Genomic DNA, 19024 nt, shown 5'->3' on the forward strand with positions numbered 1-19024 from the left:
ATGTTTGAAGGAGCAACATTATTAATTACTGGTGGAACAGGATCATTTGGAAATGCGGTTTTAGACAGATTTTTAGAGACAGATATTAAGGAAATTCGGATATTTTCCAGAGATGAGTTAAAGCAGGATGATATGAGACACTATTATCAGAGAAATTTTCCGGAAGTGAGCGATAAGATTAAATTCTATATTGGAGATGTAAGAGATCTGCAAAGCGTAAAGAATGCTATGCACGGGGTTGATTATATTTTTCATGCTGCAGCGCTGAAACAAGTTCCATCTTGTGAATTTTTCCCAGTTGAGGCAGTAAAAACAAACGTGCTGGGAACGGAGAATGTATTAACAGCAGCAATTGACGCAGGGGTTAAAAAAGTTATTTGTCTTTCAACAGATAAAGCAGCTTACCCGGTAAATGCTATGGGAACAAGCAAGGCGATGATGGAAAAAGTGATTGTTGCCAAATCACGGACAGTTGCTCCGGAAAAGACGGAGATCTGCTGTACAAGATACGGAAATGTAATGTGTTCAAGAGGTTCTGTAATTCCATTGTTTATTAATCAGATCAAGGAAGGAAAAAACCTTACAGTTACAGAACCGACAATGACAAGATTTATTATGAGTCTGGAAGAAGCTGTTGAGCTAGTTGTATTTGCGTTTGAAAATGGAAACAGTGGGGATATTCTTGTTCAGAAAGCTCCGGCATGTACAATTGAAGTTTTAGCACAGGCAGTAAAAGAAGTCTTTCATGCTGAGAACGAAATAAAAATTATCGGAATTCGTCATGGTGAGAAAATGTATGAACGCTGTTGACAAATGAAGAATGTGCAAATGCAATCGATATGGGACAGTTTTATCGAGTACCATGTGATAAGCGAGACTTAAATTATGATAAATATTTTAAAGACGGAGATGTTAAGAGAAATACTTTAACAGAATTTAACTCTAATAATACAGAACTGCTTAGTGTAGAAGAAGTCAAAGAGAAGTTATTGAAGCTTCCATATGTTCAAGAAGAATTAAAACAGTGGGAAGAACTGGGAAAGTAGGAAGAAAATGAAAATTTTGATTACCGGAGCAAAAGGCTTTGTAGGACAAAACTTAGTAGCTACTTTGAAAAATATTCGGGATGGAAAGGATCGTTCTTTTTCTATAAAGAATTGTAAGGAGCCATCAGAAATTGAGATTTTAGAATATGACTTGGGAAATACAAGAGAAGAGTTGGAAGCGTTTTGTCAAGAAGCTGATTTTGTATTTCATTTAGCGGGAGTGAATCGTCCTAAAGATGAGAAAGAGTTCATGGAAGGAAATTTTGGATTTTCGTCAGAATTACTGGAACTTCTTCGAACATATAAAAATAATTGTCCGATTATGCTTTCTTCGTCTATTCAGGCAAGTTTAGAAGGAAGATTTGCAGGAAGTGAGTATGGAAAAAGCAAAAAAGCAGGAGAAGATTTGTTTTTTAATTATGCAAAAGAAACGGGAGCTTCCGTATATATTTATCGCTATCCAAATGTGTTTGGGAAATGGTGCAGACCAAATTATAACAGCGCAGTTGCTACGTTCTGCCACAATATAGCAAATAATCTTCCGATTCAAGTGAACGATCCAAAGGTAGAAATGAGTCTGGTTTACATTGATGATGTAGTGGCTGAGTTGATTGCAGCTTTAAATGGACAGGCGAATGTCAAAGCGGACGGTTATTGCTATGTGCCTACCGTGCATGAAGTCACGCTGGGAGAGATTGTAGAATTATTATATTCTTTTAAAGAAAGCAGAGAAACGAAAGAAGTACCGGATATGACAGAAAACAGTTTTTCAAAGAAATTGTATTCTACTTATCTAAGTTATCTTCCGGAAGATGCATTTGCATATCCTTTGAAGATGAATATTGATGACAGAGGAAGTTTTACAGAGATCCTGAGAACAAAAGAGCGGGGACAATTTTCTGTAAATATTAGTAAGCCGGGAATTACAAAAGGAAACCATTGGCATCACACAAAAAATGAGAAATTTGTTGTTGTCAGCGGAAAAGGTTTGATTCAATTCAGGAAAGTTGGAATCAATCCACAGACAGGAAAAGAATATCCGATTATAGACTATCATGTGAGCGGGGAAAGAATTGAAGTTATAGATATCCCAACAGGTTATACACACAATATTATCAATGAGGGAGATACGGATTTGGTAACGTTCATGTGGTGCAATGAATGTTTTGATCAAGAGAAACCGGATACATTTTTTGAGCAGGTATAGCAGAAGAGGAGAGTATAATGAGTAAGTTGAAGCTAATGACAATTGTTGGAACGAGACCGGAGATTATTCGATTGGCAGCGGTAATAAAAAAATGTGATGTATATTTTGAACAGATTCTTGTTCATACCGGACAAAATTATGATTATTGTTTAAATCAGGTGTTTTTCGATGATCTGGACTCCGTGAGCCGGATTATTATTTGAATGCGGTAGGGGAACATTTGGGAGAGACAATCGGCAATATCATTGCAAGCAGTTATAAATTAATGAGTGAAGTGAAACCGGATGCACTTTTGATTTTGGGAGATACCAACAGCTGTCTTTCAGCAATCGCTGCGAAACGTCTTCACATTCCTATTTTTCATATGGAAGCAGGTAATCGTTGCTTTGACGAATGCCTTCCGGAAGAGACAAATAGAAGAATTGTGGATCATATAGCGGATGTTAATATGTGCTATTCTGAACATGCAAGACGATACTTAAATTCAGAGGGAACTGCAAAAGAAAGAACCTATGTTACGGGATCTCCGATGGCAGAAGTTCTTCATGCTAATTTAGACAGCATTATGCAGTCTGATATTTTAGAAAAACTTGGTTTGGAAGCAGGAAAATATATTTTACTTTCGGCTCACCGAGAAGAGAATATCGATACTGAGAGTAATTTTTTGAATTTAATGAATGCAGTAAATGCAATGGCAGAGAAATATCAAATGCCAATTTTGTATTCTATGCATCCAAGAAGCAAAAAATATATTGAGCAGCGAGGCTTTCAATTCCATGATCTGGTAAAATGTCATGAACCATTGGGATTCCATGATTATAATAAGCTGCAGATGAATGCTTTTGCTGTAGTATCAGATAGCGGTACACTTCCGGAGGAGTCAAGCTTTTTCAATTCACAAGGTTACCCGTTCCCGGCAGTCTGCATCCGTACTTCTACAGAACGACCGGAAGCATTGGATAAAGGAAACTTTATTCTTGCGGGTATTACGACAGAACAGGTGCTGCAGGCAGTAGACACAGCAGTTGAAATGGTGAAAAACGGAGACAATGGATTAGATGTACCGAATTATGTAGATGAGAACGTTAGTACAAAAGTTGTAAAATTGATTCAATCTTATACTGGAGTAGTCAATAAGATGGTATGGCGTAAATATTAGGCAGTTGAGGAAAAAGGATGAAAAAACTAATTATTATACCAGCGTATAATGAGAGTGAAAATATAGTAGGGACAGTAGAAGCAATAAAGAGAGAAGCGCCGGATTTTGACTATGTAATTATCAATGATTGCTCCAAAGACAATACATTAGAAATATGTCATGAGCATGGTTATAATGTTGTTGCATTACCGATCAATCTGGGTATTGGAGGAGCTGTGCAGACAGGTTATCTCTATGCCAAAAGAAATGGATATGATATTGCGGTTCAGGTAGATGGAGACGGGCAGCATGATCCGAAATTTCTGGAAGAAATGGCTGCATATATGGAAAAAGAAAAAGTCAATATGGTGATAGGTTCCAGGTTTATAGAAAAACAGGGATTTCAGTCATCCGGACTTAGACGCGTCGGTATAAAATACTTTACACATTTAATAAAAATACTAACAGGTGTTACGATTACAGATCCGACGTCGGGACTTCGTATGGTTGACAGAGAAATCATAGAAATGTTTGCTGAGGATTATCCAAAAGATTACCCGGAACCGGAAAGTGTAGTTACTGTTCTGAATCGTGGGAAAAAAGTAAAAGAGATACCGGTAATTATGAAAGAACGGTCTGGCGGTGTTTCATCAATCTCTATGAAAAATTCAGTATATTATATGATTAAAGTAAGCATGGCAATTCTGATTGAAAGAATCAGAAAGTATTAGGGAGGTATGAATAATGGATATTAAAATTCAATTGATTGTTGTATTTGGCGCATTATTTTCAATGTCATATCTCCTCAATATGATTCGAAAAAAGAGATTGGAGCTGCGCTATGCACTTTCCTGGCTTGGAGTTGGAGTCAGCGTAATAATTCTGGCATGTTTTCCGGATTTGCTGGCATGGATTGCAGAGAAAATTGGAATTGCCAGTCCGGTAAATATGCTCTTTTTCTTTGGATTCTTGTTTGCACTGGCGATTATTTTAACTTTGACAATGTCGCTTTCAAGAATGTCTATTCGAGTGAAGAACTGGCACAGGAGCTAGCGTTGCTGAGAAAAGATCTGGAGGAAGAAAAATAAATGGATAGAGGAGCAAAAATAAAACAAATCGGTGAGATGGTTTTTCGTTTTCGATATCTTATTGGAGTTTTTCTTTTTATTTTTTTAGTTGCAAACGGACTTCATGGTTCGTCGATGGGATATTATAATGAGATTGTTCAGCCATCAATCCAAAATGATAAATATGAAGAAGTGTGGGGAGAATATAAACCAATTCGGAGTGATGAGTTTATTGTCTCGACACCGGAATGGTTTTCACAATACTTATATAATAAAGAATTTAGTCCAACAAACAACGCACTTATGGCAAAAGAAACTTCAACAGTTCTATTTCCGCCACTTCCAACAAAAACAATCACAGCGTTAGGTTTTCCGCAATTTTGGGGAAGTTTTTTCCTGCCAATGGAACAAGCTTTTTCATTTTATTGGAATTTACCTATTTTTTTGACTTTTTTTGGGGTGTTGGAATTGATGATGATTCTGACAAAAAGAAAAAAAATATACTCGCTACTGGGAGCTGTATTGATCGCATGTTCTCCAACTTTTTTCTGGTGGAATTCATTTTTCATAATGGGATCAGGAAGTATTGCAGCTGTGTGTTTCTATAAATTAGTTACTTCTGATGAAACGAGTAAAAAAGTATTGAGTGCAATTGGACTTGGATGGTCCGGAAGCTGTTACATTTTAACCGTATATCCGGCATGGCAGATACCGTATGGATACCTGTTTCTTGGCATCTTTATTTGGATATTGGTTGACAATAAAGAAAAATTATCATGGAAACGATTCTTATATTTGATAATTTCAGTAGCAATTGTGTGTGCGATTGTTGCTCCGGGACTGATTATGTCACTGGATGTCATAGAAGCGATGGGAAATACGGTATATCCGGGAGAAAGAAGTGCAGTTGGAGGAACTGGCTGGCAATTAAACTTTTACTATTTACTGTCATGGCTATTTGGAAAATATCCGGTTGTGAATTCGTCAGAAGCAGCGCAGTTTATTAGTCTATACCCATTGCCGATTCTTGTGGGAATATATTTATGCATCAAAAACCATATTCAGCATAAAAAAGACAGTCTGCTAACGATATTGGTTACGATAGCAACACTTATGACACTTTGGAACTATGTTCCAATGAAATACCTAAGTAAAATTACGCTTATGTCAATGTCAACACCGGAACGGTCACAGCTGATCGTGAATGTCATTTGTGTAATCTTGTTAATTAAAATTTTGTCAGAGTATGTTTATACGAATAAAAAAAGTGTAAAATACTATCTTGTGTGCGGGCTTTCTTCGTTAGCTGTAGTTTGCGTCGGAATAAAAGCGCTGCAAACGCTGCAGCCAGTATACTTTTCACTGAAAAAGCAAATTTTTGTTTTAGTAATTTTTGGAGTGATTGGATTTTTATTCATGCTGCGTGACAAAAAAGTGAATGGTATTTTGACAACAATTCTCTTAGGAATGTCTGTTATTGTTGTGATTACAGTTCCACCACTGACAAAAGGAACTGGTGTGTTACATGAGAAACCGCTGGCAAAAAAAATGCAGGAAATTAAGACTGCGGATGCAGAAGCAGTGTGGCTGGGGGTTGATTCCGGAATTGCGCTGCAAAGTTACGCATTAGCTAATGGGGTAAGAGTACTAAATTCAGTGAATAATTGTCCGAATTTTGATTTTTGGTACATATTGGATCCTGAGAAGAAACAGGAAGATATATATAATAGATATTCACACATTATGTTGGAATTAACAGAGGACGATACAGAATTGGAACTGCTCCAACCGGATTTGGTGAAAGTCATTATGAATGTAACGCAATTAAAAGAATTGCATGTGGATTATGTGATTTCATTTAATGCAGAATTAGAAAAATACAGTAATACTACCGTTAAATTAACAAGAATTTATTCAGAAGATAACACAAGTATTTATAAAGTAGAATGACATATAAAAGAAAATATGTTATACTACTTTAGATAAAAGTTAAAATACAAGGGAGGAAATAATGAATAAGCTGGTAAAAAAAATAAGTGTGATATTAATGATGTGTATGCTGATTTCTTTTTCTGGAATAGAATCCATGGCGGTAGAAATTTCCGAAAATGATGAGAATAAGACAATTATTTCAGAAGAGGAGAATGAAATCTCATTAGAGCAGGAAGCAGAAGCTACTAATCCTGATGAAAATACTCAAGAAGAAGTAGAAAATTCACAAGAAATATCCGAAAATCAAGAAGAAATAGAGTATATCTATTTGGATAAAAAAATTTTAGCGGATGGTGAAGAGCAGAATATCGTAGTAGCTTTGGAAGATGAAGAGAAGAAGTTAGATTCAGCGAGTTTGATTTATGAATTCAAGGAAACTGCTGAAAGAAATGAAATCGAAGCCAGCAATATGGTAGATAATACGGTATTATTTACACTTCCATATGATATATTATCTCAGGGTAGTTACCGCCTCATAGGAGTAGAGTGTGCTATTGGCGAAGAGAAGATATTTCTGGAATTTCAAGAGGAAGAAATTGCAGAATTTGAAGTAAGTGCTGAGGATAAAGTGAAAGATACAGAAGCTGTGCCGGAAGTTACTGCATATGCAATGGGTGATGACGGAAATGTTGTGGAGGAATCCGGAGATAATATTACAGAGGCAGTAGAAAGTGCAATCCGGCAAATGGCAGCGCCAACTGCAATTTCACAATTTTCTACCAGAGCAAGAGAAAGCAGAGATTCAGAGTTCGTAATTGCGCTTGATCCAGGGCATGACAGCCATTGCGGGGGAGCGCATGCCAATGGATTAGCAGAGGAAGTGCTGACTTTAAAGGTAGCGAATTATTGTAAAGAAGAATTAGAAAAGTATGATGGTGTAAAAGTTATTATGACAAGAACTGGTGCAGAATGTCCGAATCCATTGCCGGGAAGTTATAGCTCAGCAAAAGACATACGGCAGAGAGTGCAAAAAGCTGTACAGCAAGGTGCAGATGTCATTGTAAGTTTTCATTTCAATTCTTCAGGAAGCGGTTCAGCAAATGGTGCAGAAGTAATTTATCAGAATCAAAGCTATGATGCAGCAATCGGACTGGAAAGTAAGGCATTGGCTGAAAAAATCCAGAAAGAACTGGTAGCATTAGGTCTGAAAGACAGGGGAATCTATTCTAAAGATTCTACGGACGGTTCCCATGATCCAAATGGTGTGAAAGATGATTACTGGACACTACATAATGAGGCGAAGGCGCTTGGCAAACCGGCTGTACTAATTGAACATGCGTTTGTATCAGGAAACGTGGATTCAGCTAATCTAAAAAAAGAATCTTACTTAAAACAGCTGGGAATTGCAGATGCAAAAGGGATCATTAATCAATATGATTTGCTTAATGGCGGTCCTCGAAAAGAACCCGGTGTAGGAAAGATTGAATTCAAGGCAACAGGTGAAGATACATTTGATGTGATTTTATCTGATGTAAAAAATGAAGAGAAGATTCAGACAATATATGTGCCGATTTGGAGTGCTAATAATAATCAGGATGATATTTATTGGTATGCGGCGCAAAGACAAAGTGATGGTACCTATAAAGTTTCTGTCGATATTAAAAAACATAAAGGAGACAGAGGCAATTATATTGCACATGTATACATTATAGACAAACAGGGCAATCAGATTTTAGCTAATGATGGGCAATATAAGGTTATTTATTATCATGCCTCTATTGATACGCTTAAAGTAAGTCAAAACGCAACGGATAAAACAAAGCTTGATATTGTTGTAAGTGGAATTAATGCACCGAACGGCGTTGACCGGATTCAGGCAGCTGTTTGGAGTGAGAACAATGGTCAGGATGATATTGTCTGGTATACAATGAGCAAACAAAGCAATGGTGATTATAAAGTACAGGTCAATATTGCAAATCATAAATATGATGCCGGTATCTATAATGTCCATATCTATTTATTTGATAAAGAAGGGCTATCATTCTTGCCTAAGGCAACAAATATCAGCATATCAGTTCCAAATGTCAGTATAGCGGCAAAACCATTGCCGGATAATAGTACACAAGTACAATTATCAGCATCAAATGTTGGTATTTACGGAAATGTACAGAATGTTCGTTTTGCTGTATGGAGTGCAGAAAATGGGCAAGATGATATGAAGTGGTATTTTGGAACTAGAAATAATTCCGGGGTTTGGCAGGTTACAATAGACACTTCCACGCATACAGGAACAGGCGTCTTTTATGTGCATTCATACTCTGTGTTGGCTGATGGAACGGATAAGTTTTTGGGAAATACAGAATTCACAGTGAAAAAACAGACAACAGCTTCTATTGAAAAACTGGAAGTCAATAAAACAAATGAAAACACATTTGAAGTTTTATTAAAAGGCGTAACAGCATCAAATGGAGTAAAGAATATCCAGGTTCCAATCTGGAGTGAAGAAAATGGTCAGGATGACCTTGTATGGTATGATGCAAGCAAAAAAGCAGATGGAACATATTACGTTAATGTAGATATTAAGAACCACAAGTATAATACGGGAATCTATAATATTCATGTATATTTATTTGATAAAACAGGCAAAGCATTCTTATTAAAGACTACATCTACAAGAGTAGAATTGGCGGAAGTAAAAATTACTGCCAGTGATATGGATGGAAGTCAGAAAAACTTTCAATTAAAAGCAGCCAATGTCGGTAAATATGGAAATGTACAAAATGTTCGTTTTGCTGTATGGAGTGCAGAAAATGGACAAGATGACCTGATCTGGTACACAGGAAAGCAAAATGGTTCAGGAACATGGACAGCTACTGCAGAGATTGCAAGACATAAGTCTTCAGGAACATTCTTAGTTCATGTATATGCGATGTTAGCAGATGGAACAGATAAGTTTTTAGGAACTACAAGCTTTGAAGTGAAGAAACAAGGAGTAGCATCCATAGGAAAGATTGATGTGACAACAGACGAAAAAGGCAATATTAACGTTAATTTAGCTAAAGTTTATGCGGCTACAGGTGTTAAGAAAATTTCAGTGGCAGTTTGGAGTGAAACGAATGGCAGGATGATTTAGTCTGGTATACTGCAGGAAAGCAGAATGACGGAAGTTATAAAGTAAATGTTTCAGCAAAGAATCATAAGCATGATACAGGAATTTACAATATTCATATTTATTTGTTTGAACAGTCAGGAGCTGAGCATTTAATCAAAACGACAACTGCTAAAATAGAACAGCCGGATTATCAATTGAAAGCACAGGCACTGACAGAGGAAAAAGATTTATATGAAATTTCTGCTGCAAATGCCGGATTTTTAGGAAATGTCAAAACAGTGAAATTTGCTGTATGGAGTGAACCAAATGGGCAAAATGATATTCAGTGGTATAATGCAGAACGTGATGCCACGGGAGTATGGAAAGCGAAAGTTGATATCAATAAGCATGATGTTAGCGGAAAATACAATGTCCATGGATATGTGCAGTTTGACGATGGTGTTGAAAAATTTTTAGGCAGCCAGATTTTTGATGGTGTAAGAGTGTATAAAATTATGGGAACTGCTGAAGCGACAGCTGAAAAAATGATTTTATATTTTAAGGCAGCAAAGAAGGAGTATCCATCAGAGGCACTTGGAAAAGGGGGAGCACCTACAATTGAAGAGTTTTGTAAGATTGTAGAAAGTGAAGCGTTGGCAGAAGGTGTAAAGGCAGAAGTTGTATTTGCTCAGGCAATGGTGGAGACAGGATGGTTTAAATTTGGCGGAGATGTCAAAATAGAGCAGTTTAATTTCTGTGGTTTAGGAGCAACTGGCAACGGAGCAGCAGGAAATAGTTTTCCGGATGTGAGAACAGGCATTAGAGCACAGGTACAGCATTTAAAATGCTATGCGAGTGATCAGCCTTTGAATCAGGAATGTGTAGATCCTAGATGGTGGAATGGACTGAGAAATAAAGCAACATCTGTACAGGCTTTAAGCGGTAAATGGGCTGCTGACAAAAATTATGGCAATAAACTAATGGCAGTGATTGATGCAATAAAATAATAATAAAACCGTAACTAAATGAAAACAGGTGAGACTGTTAGTACTTGGTTACGGTTTTTTGCTGTTGTGGAAAATGTATAAAAAATCGAAAATAATAGCAATAGATTTGTTGTAATTTCCTGCAACTCTGTTATACTAAAATAAGTACATTGTTTAATTAGGGCAGTATCTTTTGATACTGCTTATTTTAACTAACAGAGGAATGGGAATATGGGAATTATTAATGTAGTTTGCTTAAAAGAAAATGATGATTTTGAAACAATTCAACAGTATATAAAAAATATGGAGCAGTATGTAGATCAGATTTACATATTAGAGCAAGAAACCATATCAGAAGAAGTAAGAAAGTTTGATAGTTATCTGATACATAAAGATGATCTACAGACAAACATAAGCAGTCAGGACTGGATTTTCTTTTCAAGATTAGATTATCGGTATGCACCTTCACTGCTGTATCGGTTAAGAGAACTAACTTGCAATCCTTTTCCGGTGGCTTATTCGGCAACAGTTAAACATAGCATAGAAAAGGACGTTTATTGGAAAGGTGTGGAACGGACAGAAATTTTTTTGGTGTCCAATAAAATTGCTTATAAATTTAATGTTCAACAGGAGCATTTTGAAATTGTTATTGAAGAGGAAATGAAACAGAAAGTTATTCTTGTCAATGATGGATATTTCCAAATTAGCAAAAAATATGATTTAGATAAAAAGGGATTCCGGAAAGATATTCTATATGAAGAGGCGTATAGTTTACCGGAAAATAAGAGAGTATTGATCACAAATCTTTTTGTTCAGAAATATACCGGCTCAGAGTTACATACGCTTTCAATTGCGAAGCAGTTTTTGAAAAAGGGATATGAAGTTGTTGTTGCAGTTTTTGCAAAAGCATATCCGCTTATGGAATTTTTTGAAAAAATTCCGAGACTCCATGTGGTAAATTGTCTGGAATATCATTTGCCATTTCGACATTATGATATTTTCTGGGCACAACATTATGCAGTGGTCGATTGGGTTATTTTGAAAAACCAAATTAGTTGCGATCGTTTAGTTGTATCACGTCTAGGGATTTATAATTCACTGGAGGCTCTTCCGTGCTTTACAAAAAAGGCAGATGTGATTTGCTGTGTCAGTCAGGAAATTGAAAATCGGATTCGAGAAGAAATTGGAAAAGAAATTCCAATTGAAAAAATAGAAAATTGTGTAGACGAAGAATTTTTTGATGTATATACAGAAAAGAAGCGGGAAACACTGAAATCAATTGCGGTTGTTTCTAATCATATCCAAGATGATATTGTTAGAGTGGCTGAAATTTTAAGGGAACAAGGAATTGAAGTGAAGTTTTATGGACAGCAATATGAAGCAGTTCTTATGACAGGTGAATTGCTTCGTAAATACGATGTCGTTATTACCATTGGAAAGACGGTGCAGTATTGCCTTGCTTGCGGAACAATTCCATACATATATGATTATTATGGAGGTCCTGGATATTTAACTGAAAACAATTTTGAACGGGCAAGAGAATATAATTTTTCGGGAAGAGGTTTTCAAAGAAAAGAAACAGCAGAAGATATTGTGCAGGACATTTTAGAAAATTATAGTAAAGCGGTTCAACTGCAGAAAGTCTGGCGTAAAAAAGCAGAAGCATTGTATCAGATGAATGAGAAGTTTGATTCATTTTATAATAAACTCATGGCGTATCCGGCGAAGAGAAAAGAAATGAGCAGCTATTATGATCTAATTGAGAAAGAACGTATATTAAGATATGCGGAAGGAATTAGTGGAACGTTAGAACTTCAGGTTTCTACAGCAAAAATTTATTTTGATATGGGAAATGGGTTGAATGAGGTATGTGCGGAAGCCTATGATTATGTGGAAGGACAAAAAATTCATCTTTACATTAAAATACCGGAAAATTGTAAAGCAATTCGTTTTGATCCGATGGAAGCATTTTGCAGATGCAAGGTGTTAGAAGTAAGATTTGAGAAAAAGGAGATAGAAATACGTCCGATTGATGCTGCAAAAGAAAAGGGATGGGACATTTTCTTAAATGAAGATCCGCAGTATGATATTGAATTAAAAAAGGATGGTACATTGCTGGAACTTACATTTATGGCAAAATCAATACAAAATGCGGAAATGCTAAAATATGTTCAAAAGCAATTGAATGTACTGGAGAAAAGGTTAGAAGAAAAAGAACAGGTCAATAAAATGCAGCAGCATAAGATCGAAGCGATGGAACAAACTAAGACATGGAAAATGAGAGAAATCATAAGAAAAATCAAAAGATAGAGAATGAAATTGCCCTATTCAAGCCGGAATTTGAGACATATCAGAAGAGATAATTGAAAAATACTGCCAAAGATGTTACAATATTGGTTGATTTAATGTATATTTTGGAATGTGGAGCGGTATTGATTGGATACTGCTATTTGCATTGAGATCAATTGAAACTGATATAACATAGTAAAAGGAGAAATAATTTATGGGCAAGATAACAGTTGAGACATGTCATATCGAAGGGCTGAAGGTAGTTACACCACAGGTATTTGGAGATGAACGCGGCTATTTTATGGAAACATATAATTATAATGATTTTAAAGAAGCCGGAATTGATGTGGAGTTTGTACAGGATAACCAATCCAGCTCAACAAAGGGTGTATTAAGAGGTCTTCATTTCCAGATTAATTATCCGCAGGATAAACTTGTTCGCGTTGTAAATGGCGAAGTATTCGATGTTGCTGTAGATTTAAGAGAAGGTTCACCGACATATGGACAATGGTATGGGGTGATTCTTTCAGCAGAAAATAAAAAGCAGTTTTTTATTCCGAAAAACTTTGCACATGGTTTTGTTGTGTTATCAGAGAAGGCAGAATTTGTATACAAATGTTCCGATTTTTATCATCCGAATGATGAAGGCGGTTTGGCATGGAATGATCCGGAGATCGGTGTGGAATGGCCAATGCCGGAAGGAATGACAGAGAATGACTTGATCTTATCAGAGAAAGACAAAAAATGGGGCGGAATTCGCGAATTGAATAAATAAGATTATTGGAGGAAGAGTGGTGACACAATTTATACAAAATTTCATGAAATACAGACCGTTGTTAAGTGAGCTTGTATCTCGTGATATCAAAATTAAGTACCGCAGATCTGTGCTTGGTGTTTTATGGACATTGCTGAATCCATTGTGCATGATGATTGTCCTATCAATTGTATTTTCCAATTTGTTTAAATTTGGAATGGAAAATTTTCCGGTATATCTGTTAAGCGGACAGCTGATATTCAATTTTTATTCTGATGCGACAACTTCTTCGATGTCAGCAATTATTAATAATGCGTCTCTGATAAAGAAGATATATATACCGAAATACCTATTTGTAGTTTCTCGTGTCATTTCAAGTATTATTAATCTTTGTGCGTCGTTTTGTGCAATGATTATCGTAATGGTGGCATTGAAAGTAGAGCTTCACTATACAGTATTATTGGCATGGATTCCGATGCTGCTGTTGATGGTTTTTTCATTGGGAGCCGGGCTTGTGTTGTCTGCAATTACTGTAAAGTTCAGGGATATTATGCATTTATATTCTGTTTTCGTAACAGCATTGATGTATCTGACTCCGGTGATTTATCCAATGAATCTTTTGCCGGAAAAGGTTAAAATGATTGTAATGTGTAACCCGTTGACAAATATTTTGAATATGTTCAGAAATGTGATGATGTATAATACACTGCCATCTGTTACATCAATTATCATTGGTATCGCAGAAGCGGCGGTTATGCTTGCGATTGGTCTTCGTGTATTTTATAAAATGCAGGATGAATTTATTCTTAATATATAGGAGTGTTGTATGGAACAGCAAATTATGATAGATGTCGAACATGTAGCAATGAAGTTTAATCTGGCATCGGAAAAAGTAGACAGTATTAAAGAATATATTATTAAAACATTAAAAAAACAGGTCTCTTATGATGAGTTTTGGGCGTTAAAGGATGTTTCTTTCCAGATTTATAAGGGAGATTCCGTCGGTTTAATTGGACTAAATGGAAGTGGAAAAAGTACGATGCTGAAAACGATCGCAGGTGTTTTGAAACCGACGAAAGGAAGCGTCAGAACTTATGGAACGATTGCGCCTTTAATTGAACTTGGAGCAGGATTTGATTTTGATTTAACTGCGCGAGAGAATGTATATTTGAATGGTGCTCTATTGGGATATTCCAGAAAAGAAATGGACGAGCATTATGGCGATATCGTGGAATTTTCAGAATTAGGAGAATTTATGAATGTTCCTGTAAAGAACTTTTCCTCAGGAATGGTTTCCAGGCTTGCTTTTGCGATTGCAACGATTGGTATTCCGGATATTCTGATTGTAGATGAAGTCCTTTCTGTAGGAGACTTTCGGTTTCAGCAGAAATGTGAGGAAAGAATTCAAAATATGATGGATCATGGGACTACTCTTTTGTTTGTGTCTCATAGCATTGAACAGGTTATGAAACTATGTAAAAAAGTAGTTTGGCTTGAAAAGGGAACTTTGAAGAAAATGGGTGATTCCCAGATTATAGGGGAAGAATACAAAAATTCTTAAGGTAGAGGTCTGATTAATCATGAAAAAATATTTTAAGATCCTGTTGGTATCTATAGTTTTCATTGCTCTTGCAGCATTATATGCCAGTGGGATTCATGAAGAACGTATATATAATCCGGATTTTGATGTGGAGTATACGATGTGTCAAAATACAGGAGTTCTGTCACAGGGTACTTTGGTGCAGGAGTTTCTTGCAGAAAAAAATAAAATCAACGGATTTTCGATCAAAACAACTGTGCATGGGGATGTGTCCAATGTAGATGTACAATATATATTGGAAGATGAAAAAGGCACGACATTGACAGAGGGAACGATACCTGCATCTGAAATGCAGAATGATAAGTTCTATAAAGAAAAATTTGATACAGTCAAATTAAATACAGGAAAAACTTACAAACTTATCTTAAAAGAGACAAATGCAACTGCGGAAAATGGAATTGGATTTTATTATACACCGGCAGAGAATGCAAATGAGGTTTTTGAAGTCAATCAAAATGAAACAGCGGGAACTTTAGTTTTAAGAATGCTTGTAAAAGAATTTCAGGTGGAAACGTTCTTAGTTCTTCTGATGTTTATTCTTTATATTGCTGTATTCTTAAAAGTACTGTATAAATTGTTTAAGTAGAGGTAGTTTTAATGGAAAATAAATTCTGGATAACAAATTGGAGACCGGATTTAAAAAATAAGCGTATTATTCATATCAAAGGAATATTTAAAGAAAAAGAGGCAAACGAGAATGAATTACTTGTTTGTGTAGATAAAAAAAAGTTAAAATTTACGATAGAAAAAACAACAGGAGTGATATCCGCAGAGCAGTGCCTCAAGATGGAAGAAATTCCGGTGGAGTATTATATTAAAGCAGTGCTTCCGGAAAACTATCAACAGTATGAAAATATTCAGGTTTTTAATTTTTACAAAGGAGTTGGAGGAGAAGCTTTTTCGCTTCCGGTAAAAAAATTCATAAAACGTCAGAATAAGGTTGAAAAATTTATCGAAGAAGGCAAAAATACTGAAAAAGGAATCTGGTTTAAAGGTTGGTATATTGCAACAGAAGATACGAAAATGACAGTATATGATGGGAAAAAACCATTGAAAATAGAAGTTCAATATCGCCGGCGTCCGGACGTACTGAAGCAGTATCCGGAATGTGCAGAAGAGGAGATCGTAGGGTTTGAAGCATTATGCAAAAACGTTTCAGCAAAAAAAGTACGAATTGTTTTACAGAGTAAAGCAAAAAAATCAGAATATGTTTTAAATCTGCAATCATCCACAGTTGTAAAAGTTATTAAGAAATCCGAGGAAATGGCGATAAAAGGAGTGGCATTTTACCGTCAGTTTGGTCTGCAGAAGGCGTTGATAAGAACATACGAAAAGCTTACGCATCAAGATACAACGACATATGATGTATGGAGAAGAAAATACTGGTCGAATATGAGAGATTTGAGACAGCAGAAAAAAGAAACTTTTTCGTATATGCCGAAGTTTTCAATTGTAGTTCCGCTTTATAAAACGCCGGAAAAATATTTGGATGAAATGATTGATTCTGTCAGAAAGCAATCCTATGCAAATTGGGAATTATGTCTTTCAGATGGAAGTGGAAAGAATTCGCCGTTAACTGCTGTATTGAAAAAATATGAGCAAAAAGATCACAGGATTAAAGTGATTTACAATAATGAGCAGCTTCAGATTTCCGATAATACAAATAGAGCTTTAGACGCTGCGACAGGAGATTTTATTGTTTTTGGAGATCATGATGATTTACTGGCGCCGGATGCACTTTATCAGTGTGTGAAAGTTTTGAATGAGGAAAGAGGAATTGACGTTATTTATACTGATGAAGATAAAGTGACGATGGACGGAAAAGAATATTACCAGCCTCATTTCAAATCAGACTTTAATATTGATCTGCTGAGAAGTATGAATTATATTTGCCATTTGTTCGTTGTGAAGCGTAGTTTATACGAAAAAGTGGGGAATTTGCGAAGTGAATTTGATGGTGCACAGGATTATGATTTTGTACTGCGTTGTGCAGAGCAGGCAGAAAAAATCAAACATATTCCGAAAATCCTGTATCATTGGAGAGCGCATAAAGATTCGACAGCAGAGAATCCGGAAAGCAAAGCGTATGCATTTGAGGCAGGAGTCAGAGCAATTCAGGCACATTATGAACGGCTTGGAATTGAAGCAAAAGTCGAACAGGTTGAAATGCATGGTGCTTATCGCACAGTATATGGATTAAAGGAAGAACCGTTGGTTTCTGTTGTTATTCCAAATAAAGATCATACAGAAGATCTTGATAAATGTATTCGTTCTCTGGAAGAAATTTCTGATTATAAGAATATAGAATATATTATTATTGAAAATAACAGTGAACTTCCGGAAACATTTGCGTATTATGAAAAGCTTCAAAAAGAAAACAGCAAAGTCAAAGTAGTTTATTGGAAAAGAGAATTCAATTATTCGGCAATTAATAATTTTGGTGTAAAATCAGCGAACGGAGAATACCTGCTGTTTTTAAATAATGATACAGAAATCATCAATCCGGATTGTGTTAGAGAACTGTTGTCATATTGTATGAGACCGGAAGTGGGAATTGTAGGTGCAAGATTATATTATGAGGATGATACAATCCAGCATGCAGGAGTAATTGTAGGACTTGGCGGAATTGCAGGCCACGCCTTTGTTGGTGAGGCGAAAGAGTCTGTCGGATATTTTTCAAGAATTATTTGCGCACAGGATTTAAGTGCGGTGACTGCCGCATGTATGATGGTAAAGAAGTCGGTATTTGAAGAAGTAGAAGGATTTGAGGAAAAGCTGGCTGTAGCATTTAATGATGTGGATTTTTGTCTGAAAGTGCGAAAAGCAGGATATCTGGTTGTGTACAATCCTTATGCTGAATTACATCATTATGAATCGAAATCAAGAGGTCTGGAAGATACAGAAGAAAAAGTCCGCAGATTCCAGGGGGAGATTATGACATTTGCAACAAGATGGAAAGAGTTTCTAAAAGAGGGAGATCCTTACTATAGTCCAAATCTGACCTTAGAAAGAAACGACTTTTCATTAAGGGTATAACAACCAGAAAGGAAACCATTATGAGAATTTTAGTAACAGGTGTAAAAGGACAGCTTGGCTACGATGTAGTGAACGAGCTGGAAAAAAGAGGACATACAGCGATTGGTGTTGACATTGATGAAATGGATATTACAGATGCAGAAGCTGTTGATCGTGTAATTACAGAAGCAGATGTAGAAGCGGTTATTCACTGTGCAGCATATACAGCAGTAGATGCTGCCGAGGATAATCTTGAACTTTGCCGCAAGGTAAATGCATCCGGAACAGAAAATATTGCGAAGGTATGTAAGAAACTTGACCTGAAAATGGTGTACATTAGTACAGACTATGTGTTTGATGGAGAAGGCGAACGTCCGTGGGAGCCGGATGACAGACGTGATCCACTGAATGCATATGGAATTGGAAAATATGAAGGTGAACTCGCGGTAGAAGAAAATCTCGAGAAATACTTTATTATCCGAATCGCATGGGTATTTGGTGTGAACGGAAAGAACTTTATTAAGACAATGCTGAAACTTGGGGAAACACGGGATGAGGTTAGCGTTGTAAATGATCAGATCGGCTCACCGACATACACATATGATCTTGCAAGACTGATCGTAGATATGGTAGAGACAGAGAAATACGGAAGATATCATGCTACAAATGAAGGCTTTTGTTCCTGGTATGAATTTGCCTGTGAGATTTTCAGACAGGCAGGCATGAATGTGAAGGTACATCCGGTTACGAGCGATGAATTTCCTGCAAAGGCAAAGAGACCGCACAATAGCCGTATGAGCAAAGAGAAACTAAGTGAGAATGGATTTGAGCGGCTGCCGTCATGGCAGGATGCTCTGAAGCGCTATCTGGAAGTGATCCGGTAGAGAAATGAGGTGTGC

General features: G+C 36.4%; 13 protein-coding genes and 2 pseudogenes. All 15 read left to right on the forward strand.

What is annotated here, in order from left to right:
• The 15 genes and pseudogenes from DWX73_RS01430 to rfbD all read left to right on the forward strand — a co-directional run bounded on the left by DWX73_RS01430 (position 1) and on the right by rfbD (position 19009).
• Positions 1 to 1046, forward strand: a pseudogene (locus DWX73_RS01430) (polysaccharide biosynthesis protein).
• Between the two features lie 7 nt (positions 1047 to 1053).
• Positions 1054 to 2253: a capsular polysaccharide biosynthesis protein CapF gene (locus DWX73_RS01435; RefSeq protein ID WP_118346360.1), complete on the forward strand. Its 1200-nt coding sequence runs from the start codon at positions 1054 to 1056 to the stop codon at positions 2251 to 2253.
• A gap of 17 nt (positions 2254 to 2270) precedes the next feature.
• Positions 2271 to 3412 (forward strand): annotated as a pseudogene (gene wecB / locus DWX73_RS01440) (non-hydrolyzing UDP-N-acetylglucosamine 2-epimerase).
• Between the two features lie 17 nt (positions 3413 to 3429).
• Entirely contained in the window at positions 3430 to 4122 is a 693-nt protein-coding gene (locus tag DWX73_RS01445; protein WP_118346361.1) for a glycosyltransferase family 2 protein, read from the forward strand.
• Positions 4123 to 4135: 13 nt separating this feature from the next.
• Complete coding sequence (locus tag DWX73_RS01450; protein WP_242996514.1) at positions 4136 to 4444, forward strand: DUF2304 domain-containing protein; 309 nt, start codon at positions 4136 to 4138, stop codon at positions 4442 to 4444.
• Positions 4445 to 4479: 35 nt separating this feature from the next.
• Positions 4480 to 6408, forward strand: a complete 1929-nt coding sequence (locus DWX73_RS01455; RefSeq protein ID WP_118346362.1) for a DUF7657 domain-containing protein — start codon at positions 4480 to 4482, stop codon at positions 6406 to 6408.
• A gap of 61 nt (positions 6409 to 6469) precedes the next feature.
• The gene (locus DWX73_RS01460) at positions 6470 to 9523 is read left to right on the forward strand and encodes a GBS Bsp-like repeat-containing protein (protein ID WP_118346363.1); all 3054 of its coding nucleotides are present in this window, start codon (positions 6470 to 6472) and stop codon (positions 9521 to 9523) included.
• Positions 9524 to 9624: 101 nt separating this feature from the next.
• The gene (locus DWX73_RS01465; protein ID WP_118346364.1) at positions 9625 to 10488 is read left to right on the forward strand and encodes a GBS Bsp-like repeat-containing protein; all 864 of its coding nucleotides are present in this window, start codon (positions 9625 to 9627) and stop codon (positions 10486 to 10488) included.
• Between the two features lie 210 nt (positions 10489 to 10698).
• Positions 10699 to 12777: a hypothetical protein gene (locus DWX73_RS01470; protein ID WP_118346365.1), complete on the forward strand. Its 2079-nt coding sequence runs from the start codon at positions 10699 to 10701 to the stop codon at positions 12775 to 12777.
• A gap of 193 nt (positions 12778 to 12970) precedes the next feature.
• On the forward strand, positions 12971 to 13531 hold the full coding sequence (gene rfbC / locus DWX73_RS01475) for a dTDP-4-dehydrorhamnose 3,5-epimerase (protein WP_118346366.1): 561 nt from the start codon (positions 12971 to 12973) through the stop codon (positions 13529 to 13531).
• A gap of 19 nt (positions 13532 to 13550) precedes the next feature.
• Entirely contained in the window at positions 13551 to 14327 is a 777-nt protein-coding gene (locus tag DWX73_RS01480; RefSeq protein ID WP_118346367.1) for an ABC transporter permease, read from the forward strand.
• A 9-nt stretch (positions 14328 to 14336) separates the two neighbouring features.
• Positions 14337 to 15071 carry an ABC transporter ATP-binding protein gene (locus tag DWX73_RS01485; RefSeq protein WP_118346368.1) on the forward strand — a complete coding sequence of 245 codons (735 nt, stop codon included), beginning with the start codon at positions 14337 to 14339 and terminating at the stop codon, positions 15069 to 15071.
• A 19-nt stretch (positions 15072 to 15090) separates the two neighbouring features.
• Positions 15091 to 15696 (forward strand): hypothetical protein, encoded by a 606-nt coding sequence (locus DWX73_RS01490; protein ID WP_118346369.1) that lies wholly within the window; start codon positions 15091 to 15093, stop codon positions 15694 to 15696.
• A gap of 11 nt (positions 15697 to 15707) precedes the next feature.
• On the forward strand, positions 15708 to 18146 hold the full coding sequence (locus DWX73_RS01495) for a glycosyltransferase family 2 protein (protein WP_118346370.1): 2439 nt from the start codon (positions 15708 to 15710) through the stop codon (positions 18144 to 18146).
• Between the two features lie 20 nt (positions 18147 to 18166).
• Positions 18167 to 19009: a dTDP-4-dehydrorhamnose reductase gene (gene rfbD, locus DWX73_RS01500; RefSeq protein WP_118346371.1), complete on the forward strand. Its 843-nt coding sequence runs from the start codon at positions 18167 to 18169 to the stop codon at positions 19007 to 19009.
• Positions 19010 to 19024 lie beyond the last annotated feature (15 nt).

This window comes from Coprococcus sp. AF21-14LB (assembly GCF_003458885.1).
GTDB lineage: Bacteria > Bacillota > Clostridia > Lachnospirales > Lachnospiraceae > UBA9414.